The sequence below is a fragment of the Rhodococcus sp. LMD genome (assembly GCF_056108245.1).
This window is the reverse complement of the sequence record NZ_CM148557.1, coordinates 3,275,787-3,293,881: the sequence shown is the minus strand read 5'-3', so window position 1 is coordinate 3,293,881 and position 18,095 is coordinate 3,275,787. Positions and strand designations below refer to the sequence as shown.

The window sequence follows — 18,095 nt, the reverse complement described above, 5'->3', positions numbered from 1 at the left end:
GGGCGACGGCAGGACCCGCCGGCGGCTCGCCGGGTACCGGTGAAGGGTGCGGAGGGGGCGAGGGGTACGACACGGAAGTGATCCTGCCGTGAACCGGGCTCGCGCGTACGCAAAGATGGTCGGCGTGGCCAAACCTGATCCCGATCTGCTCATCGAATTCGACGACGTGCTCGTACGGCGGGGCGGCAACGTCCTCGTCGGTCCCGTGTCCTGGAAGGTGGAACTCGACGAACGTTGGGTGATCCTCGGGCCGAACGGAGCGGGCAAGACGTCGCTGCTGAGGATCGCTGCGGCTGAGACGTTCCCCACATCGGGGACGGCGCACGTGCTGGCGGAGACGTTCGGGAAGACCGACCTGTCCGAGCTGCGACCGCGGATCGGGATGTCGTCGTCGGCGCTGGCGAACCGTGTCCCGTCCGACGAGAAGGTCGTGGACCTGGTGATCTCCGCGGGGTACGGCGTGCTCGGGCGCTGGCGCGAGCGGTACGACGAGGTGGACAGTGCGCGTGCCGTGGAGATGCTCGAGAGCCTCGGCGCCGAGCATCTGGCCGACCGCACCTACGGCACCCTCTCCGAGGGGGAGCGCAAGCGTGTCCTCATTGCCCGCGCGTTGATGACAGACCCGGAACTGCTGTTGCTCGACGAGCCTGCGGCCGGCCTGGATCTCGGGGGGCGTGAGGAACTCGTGGCTCGGCTCGGAGTACTGGCGGCCGATCCGGACGCTCCGGCCATTGTGCTGATCACCCATCACGTGGAGGAGATCCCGCCGGGCTTCACCCACGCGATGCTCCTCAAGGAGGGGCAGGTGGTCGCGCAGGGCCTTCTCGACGACGTGATCACGGGCGAGAACCTCAGCGAGGCGTTCAGTCAGGCGATCGCCCTGGACAAGGTGGACGGCCGGTTCTTCGCCCGCCGCAGGTACCAGCCCGGGCGGCACCGCCGCGCGTAGCGGAGCGGAGCCGTGGCCAGGCGGCACAGCCGCGCGTAGCGGGGCGGAGCCGTGGCCAGGCGGCACAGCCGCGCGTAGCGGGGCGGAGCCGCGGCCGAAAGCACGGCCGCGCGTCGTGGGGTGGCGCCGGCAGGTGGATGAGTCGTGGGTCACGTCATGCCGTAACTTGTGCGTATGGCTATCGAACGTTCGGGAGAACTCGCGGCGGCGGTGCCGCTCAAGGATGCCTCGACGGTGATCCTCGTCCGGGACGGCGACCGTGGCGTCGAGGTGTTCCTGCTGCAGCGCGTGCGCGGCATGGCGTTCGCGGGCGGGATGACGGTGTTCCCCGGAGGCGGCGTCGATCCGTCGGACAGCGCTGCAGCGGTGGCGTGGGCCGGCCCGCCCGTGCAGTGGTGGTCGGAGCGGTTCGGCACATCCGAGAACCTGGCGCAGGCGCTCGTTCTCGCGGCGGTGCGCGAGACGTTCGAGGAGTGCGGTGTCCTTCTCGCCGGGCCGACGCCGGACACCGTGGTGGCGGACACGACCGCGTTCGCTCCGGCACGCAGGCAGCTCGAGGCCCGGGAGTTCACCTTCGGTGAGTTCCTCGAGCGCGAGGGTCTGGTGCTGCGGGCGGACCTGCTGCGGCCGTGGTCGAACTGGATCACGCCGGTCGGGGAGGGCCGTCGTTACGACACCAGGTTCTTCGTGGCGGCGGCCCCGGAGGGGCAGATTGCCGACGGTGACACGAGCGAGGCCGACGCGGTGCGGTGGCAGACTCCACAGGAGGCGATCGCGCACTGGCAGGAGGGTGGAAGTGTGCTGCTGCCCCCGACCTGGAGCCAGTTGACGGCATTGTCGCGGTTCGGTTCGGTCGCGGAGATCCTCGCTGCGGAGCCGCAGATCACGCCGATTCTGCCGACCCTGATCACGGGAGACGAGGAGCTTCGGGTGGAGTTCCCCGAGCAGGACGGCTACTACGAGGCGGGGCCGCATCCGTGGGCCGCCCGGGGTGCCAACTAGCCTGTGCCTCATGGCTGAATTCGTGACGCTCGAGGTCTCCGACGGTATCGGCACCATCCGGCTCGACCGGCCGCCGATGAACGCACTCAACCGGCAGGTTCAGGAGGAGATCCGGGCCGCTGCTCGCGAGGCGACCGTGAACTCCGACGTCAAGGCCGTGATCGTCTACGGCGGGGAGAAGGTGTTCGCTGCCGGCGCGGACATCAAGGAGATGGCGGAGCTGAGCTACGTGCAGATGAGCGAGATCATCGCGGACCTGCAGTCGGCGCTCGGGTCGGTGGCGGACATCCCGAAGCCCACGGTCGCTGCGATCACCGGCTATGCGCTGGGCGGCGGTCTCGAGCTCGCGCTGGGTGCGGATCGGCGGATCGCCGGCGACAACGCGAAGGTCGGAGTGCCGGAGATCCTGCTCGGCATCATCCCGGGCGGCGGCGGAACCCAGCGCCTGGCTCGCCTGATCGGCCCGTCGAAGGCCAAGGATCTCGTGTTCACGGGCCGTTTCGTCGCGGCAGACGAGGCTCTGCAGATGGGGCTGGTCGACGAGGTCGTCGCCCCGGACGAGGTATATGCCGCGGCGCGCACGTGGGCATCGCAGTTCACCCGGGGCGCCACCCGCGCGCTGGCGGCGGCGAAGGCAGCGATCGATCAGGGTCTCGATACCGACCTGGACACGGGCCTGAAGATCGAGCAGCACGTCTTCGCGGGCCTGTTCGCCACGAAGGACCGCACGATCGGCATGGAGTCGTTCGTGGCCAACGGTCCGGGAAAGGCGGAGTTCGTGGGGGAGTAGGCACCCCGGAACTGGAACTTGTTCACAGCTTACCGATGGGTAGGATGCCCTTCATGACTGCAAGCAGGACCGACGGGGTCGACCCCGCGCCGAACCCGCACGCCACTGCCGAGGAGGTTGCGGCCGCCCTTCAGGACACCAAGCTCGCGCAGGTGCTCTACCACGACTGGGAGGCCGAGACCTACGACGAGAAGTGGTCGATCTCCTACGACGAGCGCTGCATCGACTACGCGAAGGGCCGTTTCGATGCGGCCGCGGGCGAGCAGCCCCTCCCGTACGGGCGGGCCCTCGAACTCGGTTGCGGCACCGGTTTCTTCCTGCTGAACCTCATGCAGGCCGGAGTCGCGCGGACCGGCTCGGTCACCGACCTGTCGCCCGGCATGGTCAAGGTGGCGCTGCGCAACGCCGAACATCTCGGTCTCGAGGTGGACGGCCGGGTGGCCGACGCCGAGACGATCCCGTACGACGACGACACCTTCGACCTCGTCGTCGGGCACGCGGTGCTGCACCACATCCCGGACGTCGAGCAGTCGTTGCGCGAAGTGCTGCGGGTGCTGAAGCCGGGTGGCCGGTTCGTGTTCGCCGGTGAGCCCAGCACGGTCGGAAACTTCTACGCGCGCTGGCTCGGCCGGCTCACGTGGGAGGCCACCACCACCGTCACCAAGCTGCCGTTCCTGCGGGACTGGCGGCGGCCGCAGGCCGAACTCGACGAATCCTCGCGCGCCGCGGCGCTCGAGGCAGTCGTCGATCTGCACACCTTCGACCCGTCGGACCTGGAACGGATGGCGGCCTCGGCCGGCGCGGTGCAGGTGAAGGCCAGCAGCGAGGAGTTCGCGGCCGCGCTGCTGGGCTGGCCGGTCCGCACCTTCGAGGCCGCGGTGCCCGCGGAGAAGCTGGGCTGGGGCTGGGCGCGCTTCGCGTTCGGTGGGTGGCGGACGCTCAGCTGGGTGGACGAGAAGGTCCTCCGGCACGTCGTCCCGCGCAGCTTCTTCTACAACGTCATGATCACCGGCGTGAAGCCGTAGGGTGGGTTACGCGTTCACCCTCGCCGACGTCGCGTACCTGCGTTCGGCGCAGGGGGCGGCCGATCTCGCGGAGGTGGCCGCCCGGGAGCTGTCCACGCGCACGCGCCTGGCCGACATCGGCTGGGCGCGTACGCGTTTCGGCGACCGGGCCGCTCCGCTGATCGAGACGGTGCTGGTGCGCCGCAAGGCGGTCGCGAAGCTGCCCGCCGCGGGCGGTTGGCTGTCGACCGACGACGCTCTGCAACAGGCGACGCCGGCGCCCGTCGCCGCGCACCGGGCACGCCGGCTCTCCGGTCGGCGGGTCCACGACGTGACGTGCTCGATCGGGGCGGAACTCGCGGCCCTGACCGGGGTCGCCGAGATGGTGGTCGGCAGCGACCTCGACCCGGTTCGTCTCGCGATGGCCGAGCACAACGTTCCCGGAGTGGCGCTGGTCCGTGCCGACGCGCTGCGGCCGGTCACCCGTGGTACCACCGTGATCGCCGATCCGGCCCGTCGTTCCGAGGGCCGGCGCACCCACGATCCGGCAGCACTGATGCCGCCACTGCCCGACCTGCTCGACGCCTATGCCGGGCGCGACCTGGCCGTCAAGTGTGCCCCGGGGCTGGATTTCGATGCGCTGGACTGGCCGGGGGAGGTCGAGGTGGTCTCGCTCGACGGGGGTGTCCGTGAGGCGTGCCTGTACTCCCCGGGTCTCGCGGCGCCGGGTGTGCGGCGACGGGCGAGCGTGTTGCGTTCGGACGGTGCCGGGTTCGAGATCACCGACGCGCAGCCGGACGAGCTGCCCGAGAGGGAACCGGGAGAGTGGATCGTCGATCCGGACGGGGCGATCGTGCGTGCGGGACTGGTGCGGCACTACGCGGCGGCACACGGTCTGTGGCAACTCGATCCGCGCATCGCGTATCTCACCGGCGACGCACTCCCCGCGGGACTGCGTGGATTTCGCATCCTCGACCGGTTGAAGTACTCGGAAAAGTCTCTGCGGCAAACTCTTTCGTCGATGGACTGCGGGGCGGCGGAGATCCTCGTGCGGGGGGTCGACGTCGATCCGGCGGTGCTCCGGCCGCGGCTCAAGCTCCGCGGTTCGCGGTCGCTGAGCGTCGTGCTGACGCGGATCGGCCGCACCCCGACGGCATTCGTCTGCGAGCCCAGTCGCTGAGCGTGCCGGGCCCGATCCCGTGCGACCATTGATATGCAAGCAAACACTTGCGTATCATGGGTGGTGTGGTCGACGTCTTCAAAGCGCTGGCGGATCCGACCCGCCGGGCCATCCTCGACGAGCTCGTCGAGCGGGACGGCCAGACGCTGTTCGAGCTGTGCACCCGGCTGATCTCGCGGCACGGCCTGGGTTCGTCCCGGCAGGCGATCTCGCAGCACCTGGCAATCCTCGAGGAGGCCGGTCTGGTCCGGACCCGCCGCGAGGGGCGGTCGAAGTTCCACCACGTGGACGTTGCACCACTGCACGGCCTCGCCGACCGATGGACGGTCGCGCAGCGAAAGGAGTCGCAGTGAAGGTCACCCTCACCAGTGTGTTGGTCGACGACCAGGACAAGGCGCTCGCCTTCTACACCGAAGTCCTGGGCTTCGTGAAGAAGACCGAGGTCCCCCTGGGCGAGGCGCGGTGGCTCACCGTCGTCTCGCCGCAGCAACCGGACGGGCCGGAGGTGGTGCTCGAACCCGACGGGCATCCCGCCGTCCGCCCCTTCAAGGAGGCCCTCGTCGCCGACGGCATCCCGTTCACCTCGTTCGCGGTCGACGACGTGCACGCCGAGTACGAGCGGCTGCGCGGCCTCGGGGTGCGGTTCACCCAGGAGCCCCTCGAGATGGGCGGTGTCACCACCGCCGTATTCGACGACACCTGCGGCAATCTCATCCAGATCGCCGGCTGACCCGAATCGCCGCGCGCGGCGATTCGGGTCAGCGGAGCACGTACACCTCGCCCGGCAGGGTCGTCGTGACGAACTCACCGGACGGCCCGACCGCGGTGCCGACCGAGAAGCCGGCCGCGCCGGGCAGGGTTTCCGCGTCGAGCGTCTCCCCGCTCGCGGCGTCGAACACGAGCGCGGCCAACCCGTCGTCGGCGCGGGCCACCGTGTACCCGAGGCCGTCGGCGGTCAGGGCCGGCACCCCCAACTGGCGCACGTCGTCGCGGCGCCACACGATTTCGGCGGCCTCGCCGGTGTCGCGCAGCGCGACCAGGTCCCCGGTCCGGCCCCCCGGCGCGAGGACCAGCAGTCCCTCGGCGGACACCGCGGGGCCGGCGGAGGCCACGTACCCGAGGCCGTGACTCCACCGGGGTGCCCCGGTCCCGGCGTCGAGTGCCCACAGGGCCCCCTCGCCGTCGTGCACGTACACCGTTGCGCCGTCCGCGGACAGCACGGGACTGGTGGCCGCGCCGCCCGGCAGTTCCGTCTGCGACCATTCCTCGACCACGCGCGCATCGTCGCCGCCGGTGTAGCGCATCGACACGACGGCGGCCCGATCGGCGCCGGGCCGCCACAGGGTCACCAGAATCCGGCCGGTACCGAGATCGACCGCCGGGGTGGTGGCCACCGGGCAGTCCTCCGATCCGCCGAAGCAGGCGACCAGACCGTGGTCGTTCGGCAATCGAGGCACGTTCGTCCCGTCCGTCGCCGCGGGCGTGGGCACGAGGTCGAAGATCGGCGCCGCGTGCTTGCCGGTCTGTGGGTCGAGAACGTTGACCTGCCCGAAATGTGTGACGAACAACAGGTTTCCGTCACCGGTGAACTGTGCGGTTCCCGGCGTGCCGCTCACCGGAATGCGCCAGCGCCGCTGGCCGTGCTCGTTGAACGACACCATCGCGCCCTCTTCGCCGACGTAGATGTTGGCCATACCGTCGACGGCGGGAGTCACCCCGGCGACCCCCGGCGCAAGGCGGGTGCACCACCGCTTGCGGCCGGTGTCGATCTGGAACGAGACGAGGTTGCAGCCCACGGTGGTCGCGCCCGTGACGAAGATCTGCCCGTTGGCGGCGACGCTCGCAGGGGAGGTGACGGCGCCGCCGAGCGGGCGCGACCACGCGGGCGCGACGTCGCGCAGCCCGTCGGCCTGCGCGGTGCTGCTGTTGCGGGCGTCGGCGTACCGCCCCGGCCACGCCCCGGCGGCGAAGACGTCGACCGGGCCGCTGCTGCTGCCGCATCCGGTCAGCACCAATGCCGCCGAGGTCGTCAGCATCACCGTCCGCAGGGCAGCCCGCATCACTCATCTCCTCGCCGTGGCTCGAATGACCCGATGTGCCACACTATCGGGCCGGGTGGCGCACTCCGCGCACGAGGCGGACCGTACGCTGGCAACCATGACGAGCATGTGGGGCGCACCGTTGCGCACGAGGTGGCGCGGTTCCCGGCGGCGGGACCCGGACCAGGCCCGATTCCTCACCGTCGCCTCGCTGCGATGGGTGCTGGCGCACAAGGCGTACACGCCGTGGTACCTGGTGCGATACTACCGTCTGGCCAAGTTCAGGCTCGCGAACCCGCACGTCGTCCTGCGGGGCATGGTGTTCCTCGGCAAGAACGTCGAGATCCACTCCACCCCGGAGCTGTCCAGGCTCGAGATCGGGCGGTGGGTGCACATCGGCGACGGCAACGCCATCCGCTGCCACGAGGGGTCGCTCCGCATCGGAGACAAGGTGGTCTTCGGCAAGGACAACGTCGTCAACACCTACCTCGACATCGAGATCGGCGCCTCGACGCTCGTCGCCGACTGGTGTTACATCTGCGACTTCGACCATCGCACCGAGGACATCACCTATCCGATCAAGGACCAGGGGATCGTCAAGGGCCCGGTGCGGATCGGACCCGACACCTGGATCGCGACGAAGGTCACGGTACTGCGCGGCACCCGCACCGGACGCGGCTGCGTCCTCGGTGCGCACGCGGTGGTCAAGGGCGACATCCCGGACTACAGCATCGCGGTCGGAGCGCCGGCCAAGGTGGTCAGGAACCGTCGCACGGACTGGGAGTCCGGGGCCGCCGACCGCGCCGCCTACGTCGCCGCGCTCGAGGACATCGCGCGCAAGAAGGCCGGCCGCGAACCGGCAGCGGAACCCGGATCCTGATCAGGGGTCCTGCGATGGACTACGCCGACTACCGCCACTACGACGCCGTGGGGCTCGCCGAGCTCGTCGCCGGTCGTGAGGTCACGCCACGCGAACTGCTCGACGCGGCCCTCGCCCGCCTCGAGGCAGTGGAACCGACGCTGAACACCGTCGTACGCCGGCTCGACGAGCAGGCGCGCCGCCGGGCCGACGAGCCGCTCGAGGGCCCGTTCGCGGGTGTTCCGTTCCTGGTCAAGGATCTGCTCCAGGACATCGCCGGGTTACCGACCGGCAGTGGGAGCCGGTCCCTGGCGACCCTGCCCGCCGCGCGCAACGCGGTGGTGGTCGATCGTTGGCTGAGTGCGGGACTCGTCGTGTTCGGTAAGACGAACACCCCGGAGTTCGGGACGAAGGGGGTCACCGAGCCCGTGGCGAACGGCCCGACCCGTAATCCGTGGAATCCCGCGCACACCCCGGGTGGGTCCTCCGGCGGATCGGCGGCGGCAGTCGCCGCCGGCGTGGTCCCGGCGGCCGGCGCGAACGACGGTGGCGGCTCGATCCGCATCCCTGCTGCCTGTTGCGGTCTGGTCGGCCTGAAGCCGGGCCGGGGCCTGGTGCCGAGCGGTCCCGCGGTGGACGAGGACCGGCACGGGGCGGTCAGCAACGGAGTCGTCACCCGGACGGTGCGCGACGCGGCGGTCATGCTCGACGTGCTGGCCGGCGCCGACCCGAACGGACCCTATCTCCCGGCGGTATCGCCGGAGTCGTATGCCTCCGCGGCGAGCGTCCCCCCGCGGGCGCTGCGCATCGGATTCGCGACGGAGTCCCCGATCGGCACGGGGGTCGATCCGGAGGCCGTCGCGGCGGTCGAAGACGCCGCGACGCTGCTCGACGAGCTGGGCCACGTCGTCGAGCCCGCCGCGACGGGAATCGACGAGCGACGGCTGTCCACCGACTGGCTGACGATGTGGTTCGCCTGGCTCGCCGCCGACGTCCGGCAGGCGCGCCGGAGCACCGGGTGTGGGCCCGAGGCGTTCGAGCCGGACACGCGGTTCCTCGCCGCGCTCGGCGACTCCGTCCGGCCGTCGGACTATCTTGCGTCGCTGCGCCGGTGGAACGGGTACACGCAGCAGCTCGGCGCGTTCCACGAGCGGTACGACCTGCTGCTCACTCCGACCCTGGCGTATCCGCCGGCGCGCGTGGGGGAACTGGCCACACCGCCCGCGCTGCAGCGCGCCGCGCGCCTGATCGTGACGGCTCGGCTCGGCCGTGCGGCGCGGTGGGCGGGGTTGATGGACCGCATCGTCGACGAGAACCTGGCCCGGACGCCGTACACCCAGCTCGCGAACATCACCGGGCGCCCGGCGATTTCGGTGCCACTGCACTGGACCGCGGCGGGATTGCCGCTGGGCGTGCAGTTTCTCGGGCCCTTGGGCTCGGAGGGACTGCTGCTCTCGCTCGCGGGTCAGCTCGAACAGGCCCGCCCCTGGGCGCACCGCGAACCCCCGCTGCTGCCGGCCCGGTGAGACGGGCCGGCGCTACCGGTCGGGGAGGGGGCGCTGGGGAATCGTCGGCCGTGAAAGCGGTTGGCGCACACGTCGTTTCGCTTCCGCGTACACCTGGGCGGTCTCGGCGGCCACCAACCGCCAGTCGAAGTCCTCCGTGAGACGCTCGCGCGCCGCCCGCGCCCGCATCTGGGCGGCCGCGGGATCGTCGAGGGTCCGCCGGACCGCCGATGCCAGCCCGGCGACGTCACCGGGGGCGAACGCGAGTCCGGTCTCGCCGTCGACCACCGCCTCCCCGAGGCCGCCCGCGGTCGATGCGACGAGCGGTGTCCCGGCGGCCGCGGCCTCGAGCGCGATGATCCCGAACGGCTCGTAGCGACTCGGCAGCACGATCGCGTCGGCGCGGTGCAGCCGGCCGAGCAACTCGGTGCGGTCGAGGTTGCCGACGAACGTCACCGACCGCGCGACGCGGTGCACACGCGCCTGCTCGCGCAGCCACTCGAACTGGGTGCCCTCCCCGGCGACGACGAGCGTGGTTCCGGGGTGCGTGCGCCGGATCCGGGGCAGGGCGGCGATCGCATCCTGGACCCCCTTCTCGTACTCGAGCCGGCCGACGAACAGCAGTTGCGGCGGCCCGGAGCGCGGCGCCCGCTCCCGGTAGGACCAGGCGGTGACGTCGATTCCGTTGCGGATCACCGTCGCCGGCGGCAGCTCCGGTCCGTAGAGCGCGACGACCTCCTCGTTCATCGAGGCCGAACACGTGATGAGCCGATCGGACTCGTTGGCGAGCCACCATTCGATCGAGTGCACCTGCCGGTTCATGCGGCTCGACAGCCAGCCGCTGTGCCGGCCCGCTTCGCTCGCGTGCAGGGTGGACACGAGCGGCACGTCGAAGTACTCGGCGAGCGCCACGGCCGGGTGTGCGACGAGCCAGTCGTGCGCGTGCACCACATCCGGGTACCAGCCGTCGCCGATTCCGCCCTTGGTCAGATTCAGGCCCGCCCGCACCATGGCATGGCCCATCGCGAGCGTCCAGGGCAGCATGTCCTCGCCGAACTCGAAGTGCGGCGGATCCTCGGCGACGGCCACGACGAGCACCCCCTCGGCGATGTGGCCGATCGTGGGATGGGTACCGGCATCCGTGCCGGACGGCCGGCGCGAGAGCACGACCACCTCGTGCCCGGCGGCGGCGAGTTCGGTGGCGAGGTGGTGCACGTGCCGGCCCAGGCCGCCCACGACGACCGGCGGGTACTCCCAGGAGACGATCAGTACCTTCACGACGGGGCTCCCATCCGATCGGGCAGGCGGCGGGCATCGAGCCCGGGAAACAGATTGTCCGCTCGGTTCCAGCCGGCGGCCAGCCGCGCCGCCGTCTCGTCGCGGCCGGCGGCGACCGCCGCGGCGATCTCCCGCAACGCGTGGGCATGCTTGTGGGCCCGGTCCCGCGCGTAGCCGGCGGCGGTGTCCTTGCTGACCATGAACGCCCAGTCGCTCGACACCGTCAGCAGCGCCTCGCGCAGCATCTGGTCGTGGACCCGGTTGCGCAGCGCGAGGCCCCGGGACCCGGCGCGGACCTTGTCGAGGGTGTCGAGGGTGGTGCGCACGACCTCCTCGTCGAGCTGGACGAGATCGCGTACCTGCTCGCCGGCCCACACCCGCCAGTCCTTCCCGGATCCCCAGGAGCTGTCGGGCAGTTCGACGGGGGCGCCCACGTACCCGCGGTCGCGTGCGTCGGCCAGGGTGCCCACCTCGATGCCCGCCGCCGGCAGTGCCCGCAGCAGTCGTTCCAGGAACAGGGGGCCCTCGTGCCACCAGTGGCCGAACAGTTCGGTGTCGAACGCGGCAACCACCAGGGCGTCGCGCCCGAGGCGCTCGGACTCGCGGCGCAGTCGCCGGCGGATCGTGTCGACGAAGTCGGCCACGTGCCGGTCGACGGCCGCGGACGCCAGGTCGGGGTCGTAGGGTGCCTTGTCCTGGGGGGCGACGGTCCGCCCGGTGACCCGGGCGGGCTTGAGCCCGGTGTCGTGGCAGTAGGTGTGGAAGTCGCGGTAGGCGGCATGGCCCGGATAACCGGACTTCGGCGACCACACCCGGTAGGACACCTGCAGGTCCCGGCCGAAGGCGACGACGTCGGAGTCCCACACGGTCCGCCCGAGAGACGTGTCACCGCGCAGCGCGGGACCGTCCACCATGAAGTGCCCGACCCCGGCGGCGGCGTATCCGGTCTCCATGCCGGGGGTGAAGGCGCACTCGGGAGCCCAGATTCCCGGCGGCGTGTGCGCCCAGCGTGCGTGCGCGTCGGCCAGGCCCTCGACGAGGGAGAATGCCCGCAGCCGAGGGTCGAGCAGCGGCTGGAACGGGTGGGCCAGAGGCCCGCCGAGCAACTCGACCGCGTCGGCGTCGAGGAGTTCGCGGAACACCGGCGATCCGCCGTGGCGCCAACGGGTTTCGAACTGTTCGAGGGCGGCGGTCGCCTGCCGGTGCTCACGGGCCCCGAGCGCGCGGTAGGACGGCTCCCGCATGCCCGCGGCCTCGTGGGCCCGCAACTGCCAGTTGCCCAGCCAGTGGTGCATGCCGGTCAGGCAGTGTGGATCGTCGAGCTGCGCGGCCAGCACGGGTGTCACCCCGAGGGTGACCAGGTGTGTGCGGCCCTCGGCGGCGAGCCGGCGCAGAACATCGGTCACCGGGAGATACGTTGCGGCCCAAGACTGGTAGAGCCATTCCTCGCCGACCGGCCAGCGACCGTGGTGGGCGAGCCACGGCAGGTGCGAGTGCAGCACGAGCGCGAACAGTCCCGGTTCCCGCCGGGGGGCGGGAGTGGTCACCGCGCCGGATCCTTCACCGCGATCGCGACGAGATCGAGACTGGCGTCGATGTTCTCGGGCGCGAGAAGGAAGTCGTCGACTGTCACCGCGGCGACGTCCGCGGTCAGGTCCGCGGGCCAGGGCTCGCCGGCGAGAGCGCGCTCGATCTGGGCGTCGATGAAGGAGCCGCCGTGCTTGGCGTCGAGGGCGCGCAGCACGGGCCCGTGGTGCACCCCGGTGGTGAGCGCGACGCGGAAGCCGGCTCCCTCGAGGAGTTCGTTGAGTTCGGCGGCGTTCAGTTCCCGGGTGTGGAACGGGTTGAGCGGGGTGTCGCGGCCGGGGGAGAACGTGATGCGGTTGGGGGTGCTGATGAGCAGTTCGCCGCCGTCCCGGAGCACCCGGTGGCATTCGCGCAGGAACCCGGACTGGTCCCACAGGTGCTCGATGACCTGGAAGTTGACCACGACGTCCACGGACGCGTCGGCGAGCGGCAGCTCGACGAGGTTGGCGTGCCGCATGTCCACGCGCGGGTACCGGGCACGCACGTGCGCGACGGCACTCTCGTCGTAGTCGAGCCCGACGACGGCGGTCGCGACATCCGCGATCATGTCGGCGCCGTAGCCCTCGCCGGCGCCCGCCTCGAGCACGGTGAGGCCCGCACACCGGGGGAGCAGGTCGCGGTAGACCACCTCGTGGCGGCGGAACCAGTAGTTCTCCTCCGCGATGCCGGGAACGGTGCGTTCACCGGTGAGGGGCAGTCGAGGGGCGTCGCCGGCGGGGACGGTGGATTCGCTCACCGCCCAGACATTAGCCCCACCTTTGTCGACCTCGTCGTCGGTGGTCCAGATCACAGCCGTGCGGCTCCCTTCGTGTGGTTATGGTGAACGAGGTTCCCATCCAAGTTACCAGCGGGTAACTTAGCGTAAGGTAATCTATCGCACACCCCCGTGCGAAGCACGAGAGCTCGGTCAAGGCGTTGCGCCTCGCCGATCCAAGGAAGTCATACACAGGAGGTCGACGTAGACCCATGACGAACATCGTCGTTTTGATCAAGCAGGTCCCCGACACGTGGTCCGAGCGCAAGCTCAGCGACGGCGACTTCACGCTCGATCGCGAGGCCGCCGACGCGGTGCTCGACGAGATCAACGAGCGCGCCGTCGAGGAAGCCCTGCTCATCAAGGAGCGCGACGGCGGGGAGGTCACCGTGCTCACCGCCGGTCCGGACCGCGCCACCGACGCGATCCGCAAGGCGCTGTCCATGGGTGCCGACAAGGCAATCCACCTCAACGACCCGGCCATCCACGGCTCGGACTCGATCCAGACCGCGTACGCGCTCGCGGCGGCTCTCGGCCAGATCGAGGGCGTCGACCTGGTCATCGCCGGCAACGAGGCCACCGACGGCCGGATGGGTGCCGTGCCGGCGATCATCGCCGAGTACCTCGGCCTGCCGCAGCTGACCCACATGCGCAAGCTCAACGTCGCCGACGGCAAGGTCAGCGGCGAGCGCGAGACCGACGAGGGTGTCTTCACCCTCGAGGCCACGCTCCCGGCCATCGTCTCGGTCACCGAGAAGATCAACGAGCCCCGCTTCCCGTCCTTCAAGGGCATCATGGCCGCGAAGAAGAAGGAAGTTCAGGCCCTCACTCTCGCCGACATCGGGCTCGATCCCGAGATCTTCGGCGTGTCCAACGCCGGCAGCACCGTCACCGGTGTCAGCCCGAAGCCCCCGCGTACCGCTGGTGAGCGCGTCGCGGACGAGGGTGACGGCGGCAGCAAGATCGCCGCGTACCTCGTCGGCCAGAAGATCATCTGATCGCACCCACGCGACACAGCAGACATACCAAGGGAGAGAAAGAGCAATGGCAGAAGTACTCGTGCTCGTCGAGCACGCCGAGGGTGCGCTGAAGAAGGTCAGCACCGAGCTGATCACCGCCGCCCGTGCACTGGGTGAGCCCGCCGCGGTCGTGACCGGCCCGGCCGGCACCGCCGACAAGCTGCAGGACGCGCTCGCCGCCGCCGGCGCCGCCAAGGTCTACGCCGCCGAGTCCGACGACATCGACGGCTACCTGGTGACCCCGAAGGTCGACGTGCTGGCCTCGCTCGTGGAGTCCGCCAGCCCCGCCGCGGTGATCACCGCCGCCAGCGTCGAGGGCAAGGAGGTGTCGGGCCGCCTCGCCGCACGCATCGGTTCCGGCCTGCTCTGCGATGTCATCGACGTCAAGTCCGACGGTTCGGCCGTGCACTCGATCTTCGGTGGCGCGTACACCGTCGACGCCAAGGCCAACGGTGAGGTGCCGGTCGTCTCCGTGCGCCCCGGTGCCGTCGAGGCCCAGCCGCAGGCCGGTGCCGCCGAGCGGGTGGACGTCGAGGTTCCGGCGCAGGAGGAGAACGCGGTCAAGGTCACCGCGCGCAACCCGATCGTGGGTGGCGACCGTCCGGAGCTGACCGAGGCGTCGATCGTCGTCTCCGGCGGCCGCGGCGTCGGCAGCGCCGACAAGTTCACCGTCGTCGAGGAGCTTGCCGACTCGCTCGGTGCGGCCGTCGGTGCCTCCCGCGCCGCCGTCGACTCCGGCTACTACCCGGGCCAGTTCCAGGTCGGTCAGACCGGCAAGACCGTCTCGCCGCAGCTGTACGTGGCGCTGGGCATCTCCGGCGCCATCCAGCACCGGGCCGGCATGCAGACGTCGAAGACGATCGTCGCGGTCAACAAGGACGAAGAGGCCCCGATCTTCGAGATCGCGGACTACGGCGTCGTGGGCGATCTGTTCAACGTCGCTCCGCAGCTGACCGAGGAGATCAAGAAGCACAAGGGCTGAGTCCCGAGGTCCTGCCGCGGCCCCGCACCCGTCCGGGTGCGGGGCCGCGTGCGTGCCGGGGCATGTTCACCGGACGTGCACGGAGGCGACACCGTGCCGCCCCTGCCGCGACGTACCGGCTCGATACACATTGCGCCATGACCACTTTGCTGGCGCCGGCCCGGGACCCGCGGCCGGAGGCGATGCTGTCGGGGCCGCGCTATTCCCTTCTCGTGTCCGCCGACCGGGAACACCGCGAGGCCGCCCAGCGGCTGCGTTACCGGGTCTTCGCCGCAGAACCCGGGTTCCGTCTTCCCGCAGGCATGGCGCCGGGCATCGACGCCGACCGTTTCGACGAGTACTGCGACCACCTGCTGGTGCGCGAGAACCACACCGGCGCGGTGGTGGGCTGCTACCGGATGCTGCCGCCGGACGCCGCCCGCGCCGCCGGGGGCTACTACACCGCCACCGAATTCGATCTCACCGCCCTCGATCCCGACGGTCTGCGGGCGGTGGAGATGGGACGCGCCTGCGTCGACCCCGCCCACCGTTCCGGCTCGGTCCTGTCGCTGATGTGGGCCGGGATCCTGCGCTACCTGCAACTCACCGGGCACAACTGGGTGATGGGGTGCGTGTCGGTGCCGATACGCACCCACCCCGCCGACGTGCCCGGCGCCAACGTACGGGCGGTGCGCGACGTGCTGCTGGCCCGGCACGCGGTCGAAGCGGACCGGCGGGTGCTCCCCCGGAAACCCGTCGTCGTCGACGGCCGCGCCCTCGAGGACATCCCCCCGCCCGCCCGGCCGGTGCTGCCGCCGCTGCTGCGCGGATATCTGCGGCTCGGTGCCCGCATCTGTGGCGAGCCCGCCCACGACCCCGACTTCGGCGTGGCCGACTTCGTGGCGCTGCAGAGCCTCGCCGGTGCCGACGCGCGCTACCTCGACCGGCTGCGGACCGCCGCCGAGAACGCCGAGGCGGCCGCGGGAGCACGGGCGTGAACGCCGCCGGAGGGCGGCCGTGAACACGCGCGCCCACGCCTGGATGCCGGCCAGTCCCTGCGGCGCGGGCTGCCTCCCGGCCGATGCGGGACGCGTGAATTTCGTCACGGCCGCGGGCCGGTGGATGCTCGTCGTGGCGGTGCTGACGACCGCCCCGTTCCTGACGGCCGGCCGGCTCCTGCCCCGCTCCGGGCGCCTCGCCGCCCAGCGGGCGTTCGCCCACGTGCTGCTGCGGTGTGCCGGGCTGCGGCTGACGGTGACCGACCTGCGGGGCCGGGACGAGGAGGGCGGGGGCGTGCTCGTCGTCGCCCCGCACGTGTCCTGGACCGACGTGCTCGTCCTCACCGCCGTCGCGCCCGCGGGGTTCGTCGCCCGCAGCGACCTGCTGGAGTGGGGACTGCTCGGCGCGCTGGCCCGGCGGATGCGGGTCATTCCCATCGCGCGCGAACGCCTGCGCGAGCTACCCGTCGTGGTCGCACGAATCCGCGACCGACTCGCGGCGGGGGAGACGGTCGCGGCGTTCCCGGAGGGCACCACGTGGTGCGGCAGGGCGTACGGCGGATTCCGTCCGGCGCTGTTCCAGGCCGCGATCGACGCCCAGCGCCCGGTGCAACCGGTCGGGCTCCGGTACGCCGACGCCGCCGGGACGATCGCCACCGGCCCGGCGTTCGTCGGCGACGAGACGATCGGCGCCTCGTTGCGGCGGCTGCTGCGGCACCGGGGCGTCGTGGTGGAAGTGGTGCTCGCCCCGCTCGAGCGGCCCGGCTCCGATCGCCGCGACCTCGCCGCGCGGTGCGAACGGTCCGTGCGGCGGAACGACGACGGAGCCGAACTCGCCAGGCTCGGCCGCGCCGTCCACGACACCGCCGGCCGGGAGGAACTCCGGGCCGGACGGTGAGGGCGGCGGGCGCGGAGCCCGACCCGCTATCCTGGTCCGGTCATGACCTCGAACCCCGCCGGAGCCTCCGGCACCTCGAAGACCGTCTACCTCGATCACGCCGCGACCACGCCGATGCTGCCCGCGGCCGTGTCGGCGATGACGGAGGTCTTCGCGACGGTCGGCAACGCGTCCTCCCTGCACGGGTCGGGACGCGCGGCGCGCCGCCGCGTCGAGGAGGCCCGGGAGTCCGTCGCCGCGGACCTCGGCGCCCGTCCCTCGGAGGTCGTCTTCACCTCGGGGGGCACGGAGGGCGACAACCTCGCGGTCAAGGGCATCTACTGGGCGCGCCGCGACGCCGATCCGCGCCGTCGCCGGGTGATCGCGAGCGCCGTCGAGCATCACGCGGTGCTCGATGCCGTCGAATGGCTCGTCGCCCACGAGGATGCCGAGGTCACCTGGCTGCCCGTCGAGGCCGACGGGCGGGTCGAGCCGGATGCGCTGCGCCGGGCCCTGGCCGAGCACTCCGACGAGACGGCCCTCGTGTCGGTGATGTGGGCCAACAACGAGGTGGGCACCGTGATGCCCGTCGCCGAACTCGCCGCCGTCGCCGCCGAGTACGGGGTGCCGATGCACAGCGACGCCGTGCAGGCGGTGGGTCATCTGCCGGTGGACTTCGCCGCGAGCGGGCTCGCCGCCATGACGATCGCCGCGCACAAGTTCGGTGGTCCCCAGGGGGTCGGTGCCCTGCTGCTGGGCCGCCAGGTGCCGTGCGTGCCGCTGACGCACGGCGGAGGGCACGAGCGCGACGTCCGGTCGGGAACGCACGACACGGCCGGGATCGCCGGCATGGCCGCGGCGCTGCGCGAGGCGACGGCCCAACTCGGCGAACGCGCCGCCGTCCTCACGGCGCTGCGTGACGAGCTGATCGCCGGCGTGACGGGCGTGGTACCGGACGCGATCCTCAACGGCCCGCGCGGTGCGGACCGCCTGCCCGGCAACGCACACTTCACCTTCCCCGGCTGCGAGGGCGATTCGCTGCTCATGCTGCTGGATGCGGCCGGGATCGAGTGCTCGACCGGTTCGGCCTGCACCGCCGGCGTGGCCAGGCCCAGCCACGTGCTCGTCGCGATGGGTGCGGACCCCCGCACGGCCCGTGGGTCGTTGCGATTCTCGTTGGGCCACACGTCGACTCGCGCCGACGTGGAGGCCGTCGTGGCGGCGCTGCCGCAGGTGGTGGGACGGGCGCGGGCCGCCGGACTGGCCGGCGCCGGTAGTCGAGAGAGGTGACAT

At 71.5% G+C, this 18,095-nt stretch carries 18 protein-coding genes; 14 read left to right on the top strand and 4 right to left on the bottom strand.

Annotated features, from left to right (window positions below):
• Window positions 1-115 precede the first annotated feature (115 nt).
• The 7 genes from ACWPQI_RS15145 to ACWPQI_RS15115 all read left to right on the top strand — a co-directional run bounded on the left by ACWPQI_RS15145 (window position 116) and on the right by ACWPQI_RS15115 (window position 5,655).
• Window positions 116-949, top strand: a complete 834-nt coding sequence (locus ACWPQI_RS15145) for an ABC transporter ATP-binding protein (protein ID WP_026137783.1) — start codon at window positions 116-118, stop codon at window positions 947-949.
• Between the two features lie 174 nt (window positions 950-1,123).
• Window positions 1,124-1,951: an NUDIX hydrolase gene (locus ACWPQI_RS15140; RefSeq protein ID WP_010596607.1), complete on the top strand. Its 828-nt coding sequence runs from the start codon at window positions 1,124-1,126 to the stop codon at window positions 1,949-1,951.
• Window positions 1,952-1,961: 10 nt separating this feature from the next.
• Window positions 1,962-2,741 (top strand): enoyl-CoA hydratase/isomerase family protein, encoded by a 780-nt coding sequence (locus ACWPQI_RS15135; protein ID WP_010596606.1) that lies wholly within the window; start codon window positions 1,962-1,964, stop codon window positions 2,739-2,741.
• 53 nt (window positions 2,742-2,794) lie between these two features.
• A complete protein-coding gene (locus tag ACWPQI_RS15130) occupies window positions 2,795-3,766 on the top strand; it encodes a class I SAM-dependent methyltransferase (protein ID WP_026137782.1) in 972 nt (323 codons plus the stop codon).
• 1 nt (window position 3,767) lies between these two features.
• Window positions 3,768-4,925, top strand: coding sequence for a THUMP-like domain-containing protein (locus ACWPQI_RS15125; protein ID WP_017680833.1), 1,158 nt, complete (start codon window positions 3,768-3,770; stop codon window positions 4,923-4,925).
• Window positions 4,926-4,981: 56 nt separating this feature from the next.
• Entirely contained in the window at window positions 4,982-5,278 is a 297-nt protein-coding gene (locus tag ACWPQI_RS15120; protein WP_017680832.1) for an ArsR/SmtB family transcription factor, read from the top strand.
• Window positions 5,275-5,655 carry a VOC family protein gene (locus ACWPQI_RS15115; RefSeq protein WP_010596602.1) on the top strand — a complete coding sequence of 127 codons (381 nt, stop codon included), beginning with the start codon at window positions 5,275-5,277 and terminating at the stop codon, window positions 5,653-5,655. The genes ACWPQI_RS15120 and ACWPQI_RS15115 overlap by 4 nt, the downstream gene beginning before the upstream one ends.
• Before the next feature lie 28 nt (window positions 5,656-5,683).
• On the opposite strand, the gene ACWPQI_RS15110 is transcribed toward ACWPQI_RS15115, so the two are convergent.
• Window positions 5,684-6,985 carry an outer membrane protein assembly factor BamB family protein gene (locus ACWPQI_RS15110; RefSeq protein ID WP_010596601.1) on the bottom strand — a complete coding sequence of 434 codons (1,302 nt, stop codon included), beginning with the start codon at window positions 6,983-6,985 and terminating at the stop codon, window positions 5,684-5,686.
• A 97-nt stretch (window positions 6,986-7,082) separates the two neighbouring features.
• Between ACWPQI_RS15110 and ACWPQI_RS15105 the strand changes: the two genes are divergently transcribed.
• Both ACWPQI_RS15105 and ACWPQI_RS15100 read left to right on the top strand, forming a co-directional pair.
• Window positions 7,083-7,844 carry an acyltransferase gene (locus tag ACWPQI_RS15105; RefSeq protein WP_010596600.1) on the top strand — a complete coding sequence of 254 codons (762 nt, stop codon included), beginning with the start codon at window positions 7,083-7,085 and terminating at the stop codon, window positions 7,842-7,844.
• A gap of 14 nt (window positions 7,845-7,858) precedes the next feature.
• The gene (locus tag ACWPQI_RS15100; protein ID WP_040275056.1) at window positions 7,859-9,349 is read left to right on the top strand and encodes an amidase; all 1,491 of its coding nucleotides are present in this window, start codon (window positions 7,859-7,861) and stop codon (window positions 9,347-9,349) included.
• 12 nt (window positions 9,350-9,361) lie between these two features.
• On the opposite strand, the gene ACWPQI_RS15095 is transcribed toward ACWPQI_RS15100, so the two are convergent.
• Genes ACWPQI_RS15095 through ACWPQI_RS15085 form a run of 3 tightly spaced genes read right to left on the bottom strand, consistent with a single transcriptional unit; the run spans window position 9,362 to window position 12,929 of the window.
• Window positions 9,362-10,606, bottom strand: a complete 1,245-nt coding sequence (locus ACWPQI_RS15095; protein WP_010596598.1) for a glycosyltransferase family 4 protein — start codon at window positions 10,604-10,606, stop codon at window positions 9,362-9,364.
• Window positions 10,603-12,153, bottom strand: coding sequence for a 1,4-alpha-glucan branching protein domain-containing protein (locus tag ACWPQI_RS15090; protein WP_064066651.1), 1,551 nt, complete (start codon window positions 12,151-12,153; stop codon window positions 10,603-10,605). The genes ACWPQI_RS15095 and ACWPQI_RS15090 overlap by 4 nt, the downstream gene beginning before the upstream one ends.
• The gene (locus ACWPQI_RS15085; protein WP_253261051.1) at window positions 12,150-12,929 is read right to left on the bottom strand and encodes a class I SAM-dependent methyltransferase; all 780 of its coding nucleotides are present in this window, start codon (window positions 12,927-12,929) and stop codon (window positions 12,150-12,152) included. The genes ACWPQI_RS15090 and ACWPQI_RS15085 overlap by 4 nt, the downstream gene beginning before the upstream one ends.
• A 230-nt stretch (window positions 12,930-13,159) precedes the next feature.
• Here ACWPQI_RS15085 and ACWPQI_RS15080 point away from each other — a divergent pair, with 230 nt between their 5' ends.
• The 5 genes from ACWPQI_RS15080 to ACWPQI_RS15060 all read left to right on the top strand — a co-directional run bounded on the left by ACWPQI_RS15080 (window position 13,160) and on the right by ACWPQI_RS15060 (window position 18,092).
• Entirely contained in the window at window positions 13,160-13,945 is a 786-nt protein-coding gene (locus ACWPQI_RS15080; protein ID WP_010596595.1) for an electron transfer flavoprotein subunit beta/FixA family protein, read from the top strand.
• Between the two features lie 46 nt (window positions 13,946-13,991).
• Complete coding sequence (locus ACWPQI_RS15075; RefSeq protein ID WP_010596594.1) at window positions 13,992-14,948, top strand: electron transfer flavoprotein subunit alpha/FixB family protein; 957 nt, start codon at window positions 13,992-13,994, stop codon at window positions 14,946-14,948.
• A 137-nt stretch (window positions 14,949-15,085) separates the two neighbouring features.
• Window positions 15,086-15,925, top strand: a complete 840-nt coding sequence (locus ACWPQI_RS15070) for a GNAT family N-acetyltransferase (RefSeq protein WP_010596593.1) — start codon at window positions 15,086-15,088, stop codon at window positions 15,923-15,925.
• Between the two features lie 43 nt (window positions 15,926-15,968).
• Window positions 15,969-16,823, top strand: a complete 855-nt coding sequence (locus ACWPQI_RS15065; RefSeq protein WP_268965635.1) for a lysophospholipid acyltransferase family protein — start codon at window positions 15,969-15,971, stop codon at window positions 16,821-16,823.
• Window positions 16,824-16,865: 42 nt separating this feature from the next.
• Window positions 16,866-18,092, top strand: a complete 1,227-nt coding sequence (locus ACWPQI_RS15060) for a cysteine desulfurase family protein (protein ID WP_010596591.1) — start codon at window positions 16,866-16,868, stop codon at window positions 18,090-18,092.
• Window positions 18,093-18,095 lie beyond the last annotated feature (3 nt).

Coding starts and splice junctions, on each gene's coding strand:
- ACWPQI_RS15135 (WP_010596606.1), top strand. CDS start 1,962: ATGGCTGAATTCGTGACGCTCGAGGTCTCCGACGGTATCGGCACCATC.
- ACWPQI_RS15060 (WP_010596591.1), top strand. CDS start 16,866: ATGACCTCGAACCCCGCCGGAGCCTCCGGCACCTCGAAGACCGTCTAC.
- ACWPQI_RS15130 (WP_026137782.1), top strand. CDS start 2,795: ATGACTGCAAGCAGGACCGACGGGGTCGACCCCGCGCCGAACCCGCAC.
- ACWPQI_RS15080 (WP_010596595.1), top strand. CDS start 13,160: ATGACGAACATCGTCGTTTTGATCAAGCAGGTCCCCGACACGTGGTCC.
- ACWPQI_RS15065 (WP_268965635.1), top strand. CDS start 15,969: ATGCCGGCCAGTCCCTGCGGCGCGGGCTGCCTCCCGGCCGATGCGGGA.
- ACWPQI_RS15105 (WP_010596600.1), top strand. CDS start 7,083: ATGACGAGCATGTGGGGCGCACCGTTGCGCACGAGGTGGCGCGGTTCC.
- ACWPQI_RS15100 (WP_040275056.1), top strand. CDS start 7,859: ATGGACTACGCCGACTACCGCCACTACGACGCCGTGGGGCTCGCCGAG.
- ACWPQI_RS15140 (WP_010596607.1), top strand. CDS start 1,124: ATGGCTATCGAACGTTCGGGAGAACTCGCGGCGGCGGTGCCGCTCAAG.
- ACWPQI_RS15145 (WP_026137783.1), top strand. CDS start 116: ATGGTCGGCGTGGCCAAACCTGATCCCGATCTGCTCATCGAATTCGAC.
- ACWPQI_RS15110 (WP_010596601.1), bottom strand. CDS start 6,985: ATGCGGGCTGCCCTGCGGACGGTGATGCTGACGACCTCGGCGGCATTG.
- ACWPQI_RS15120 (WP_017680832.1), top strand. CDS start 4,982: ATGGGTGGTGTGGTCGACGTCTTCAAAGCGCTGGCGGATCCGACCCGC.
- ACWPQI_RS15075 (WP_010596594.1), top strand. CDS start 13,992: ATGGCAGAAGTACTCGTGCTCGTCGAGCACGCCGAGGGTGCGCTGAAG.
- ACWPQI_RS15070 (WP_010596593.1), top strand. CDS start 15,086: ATGACCACTTTGCTGGCGCCGGCCCGGGACCCGCGGCCGGAGGCGATG.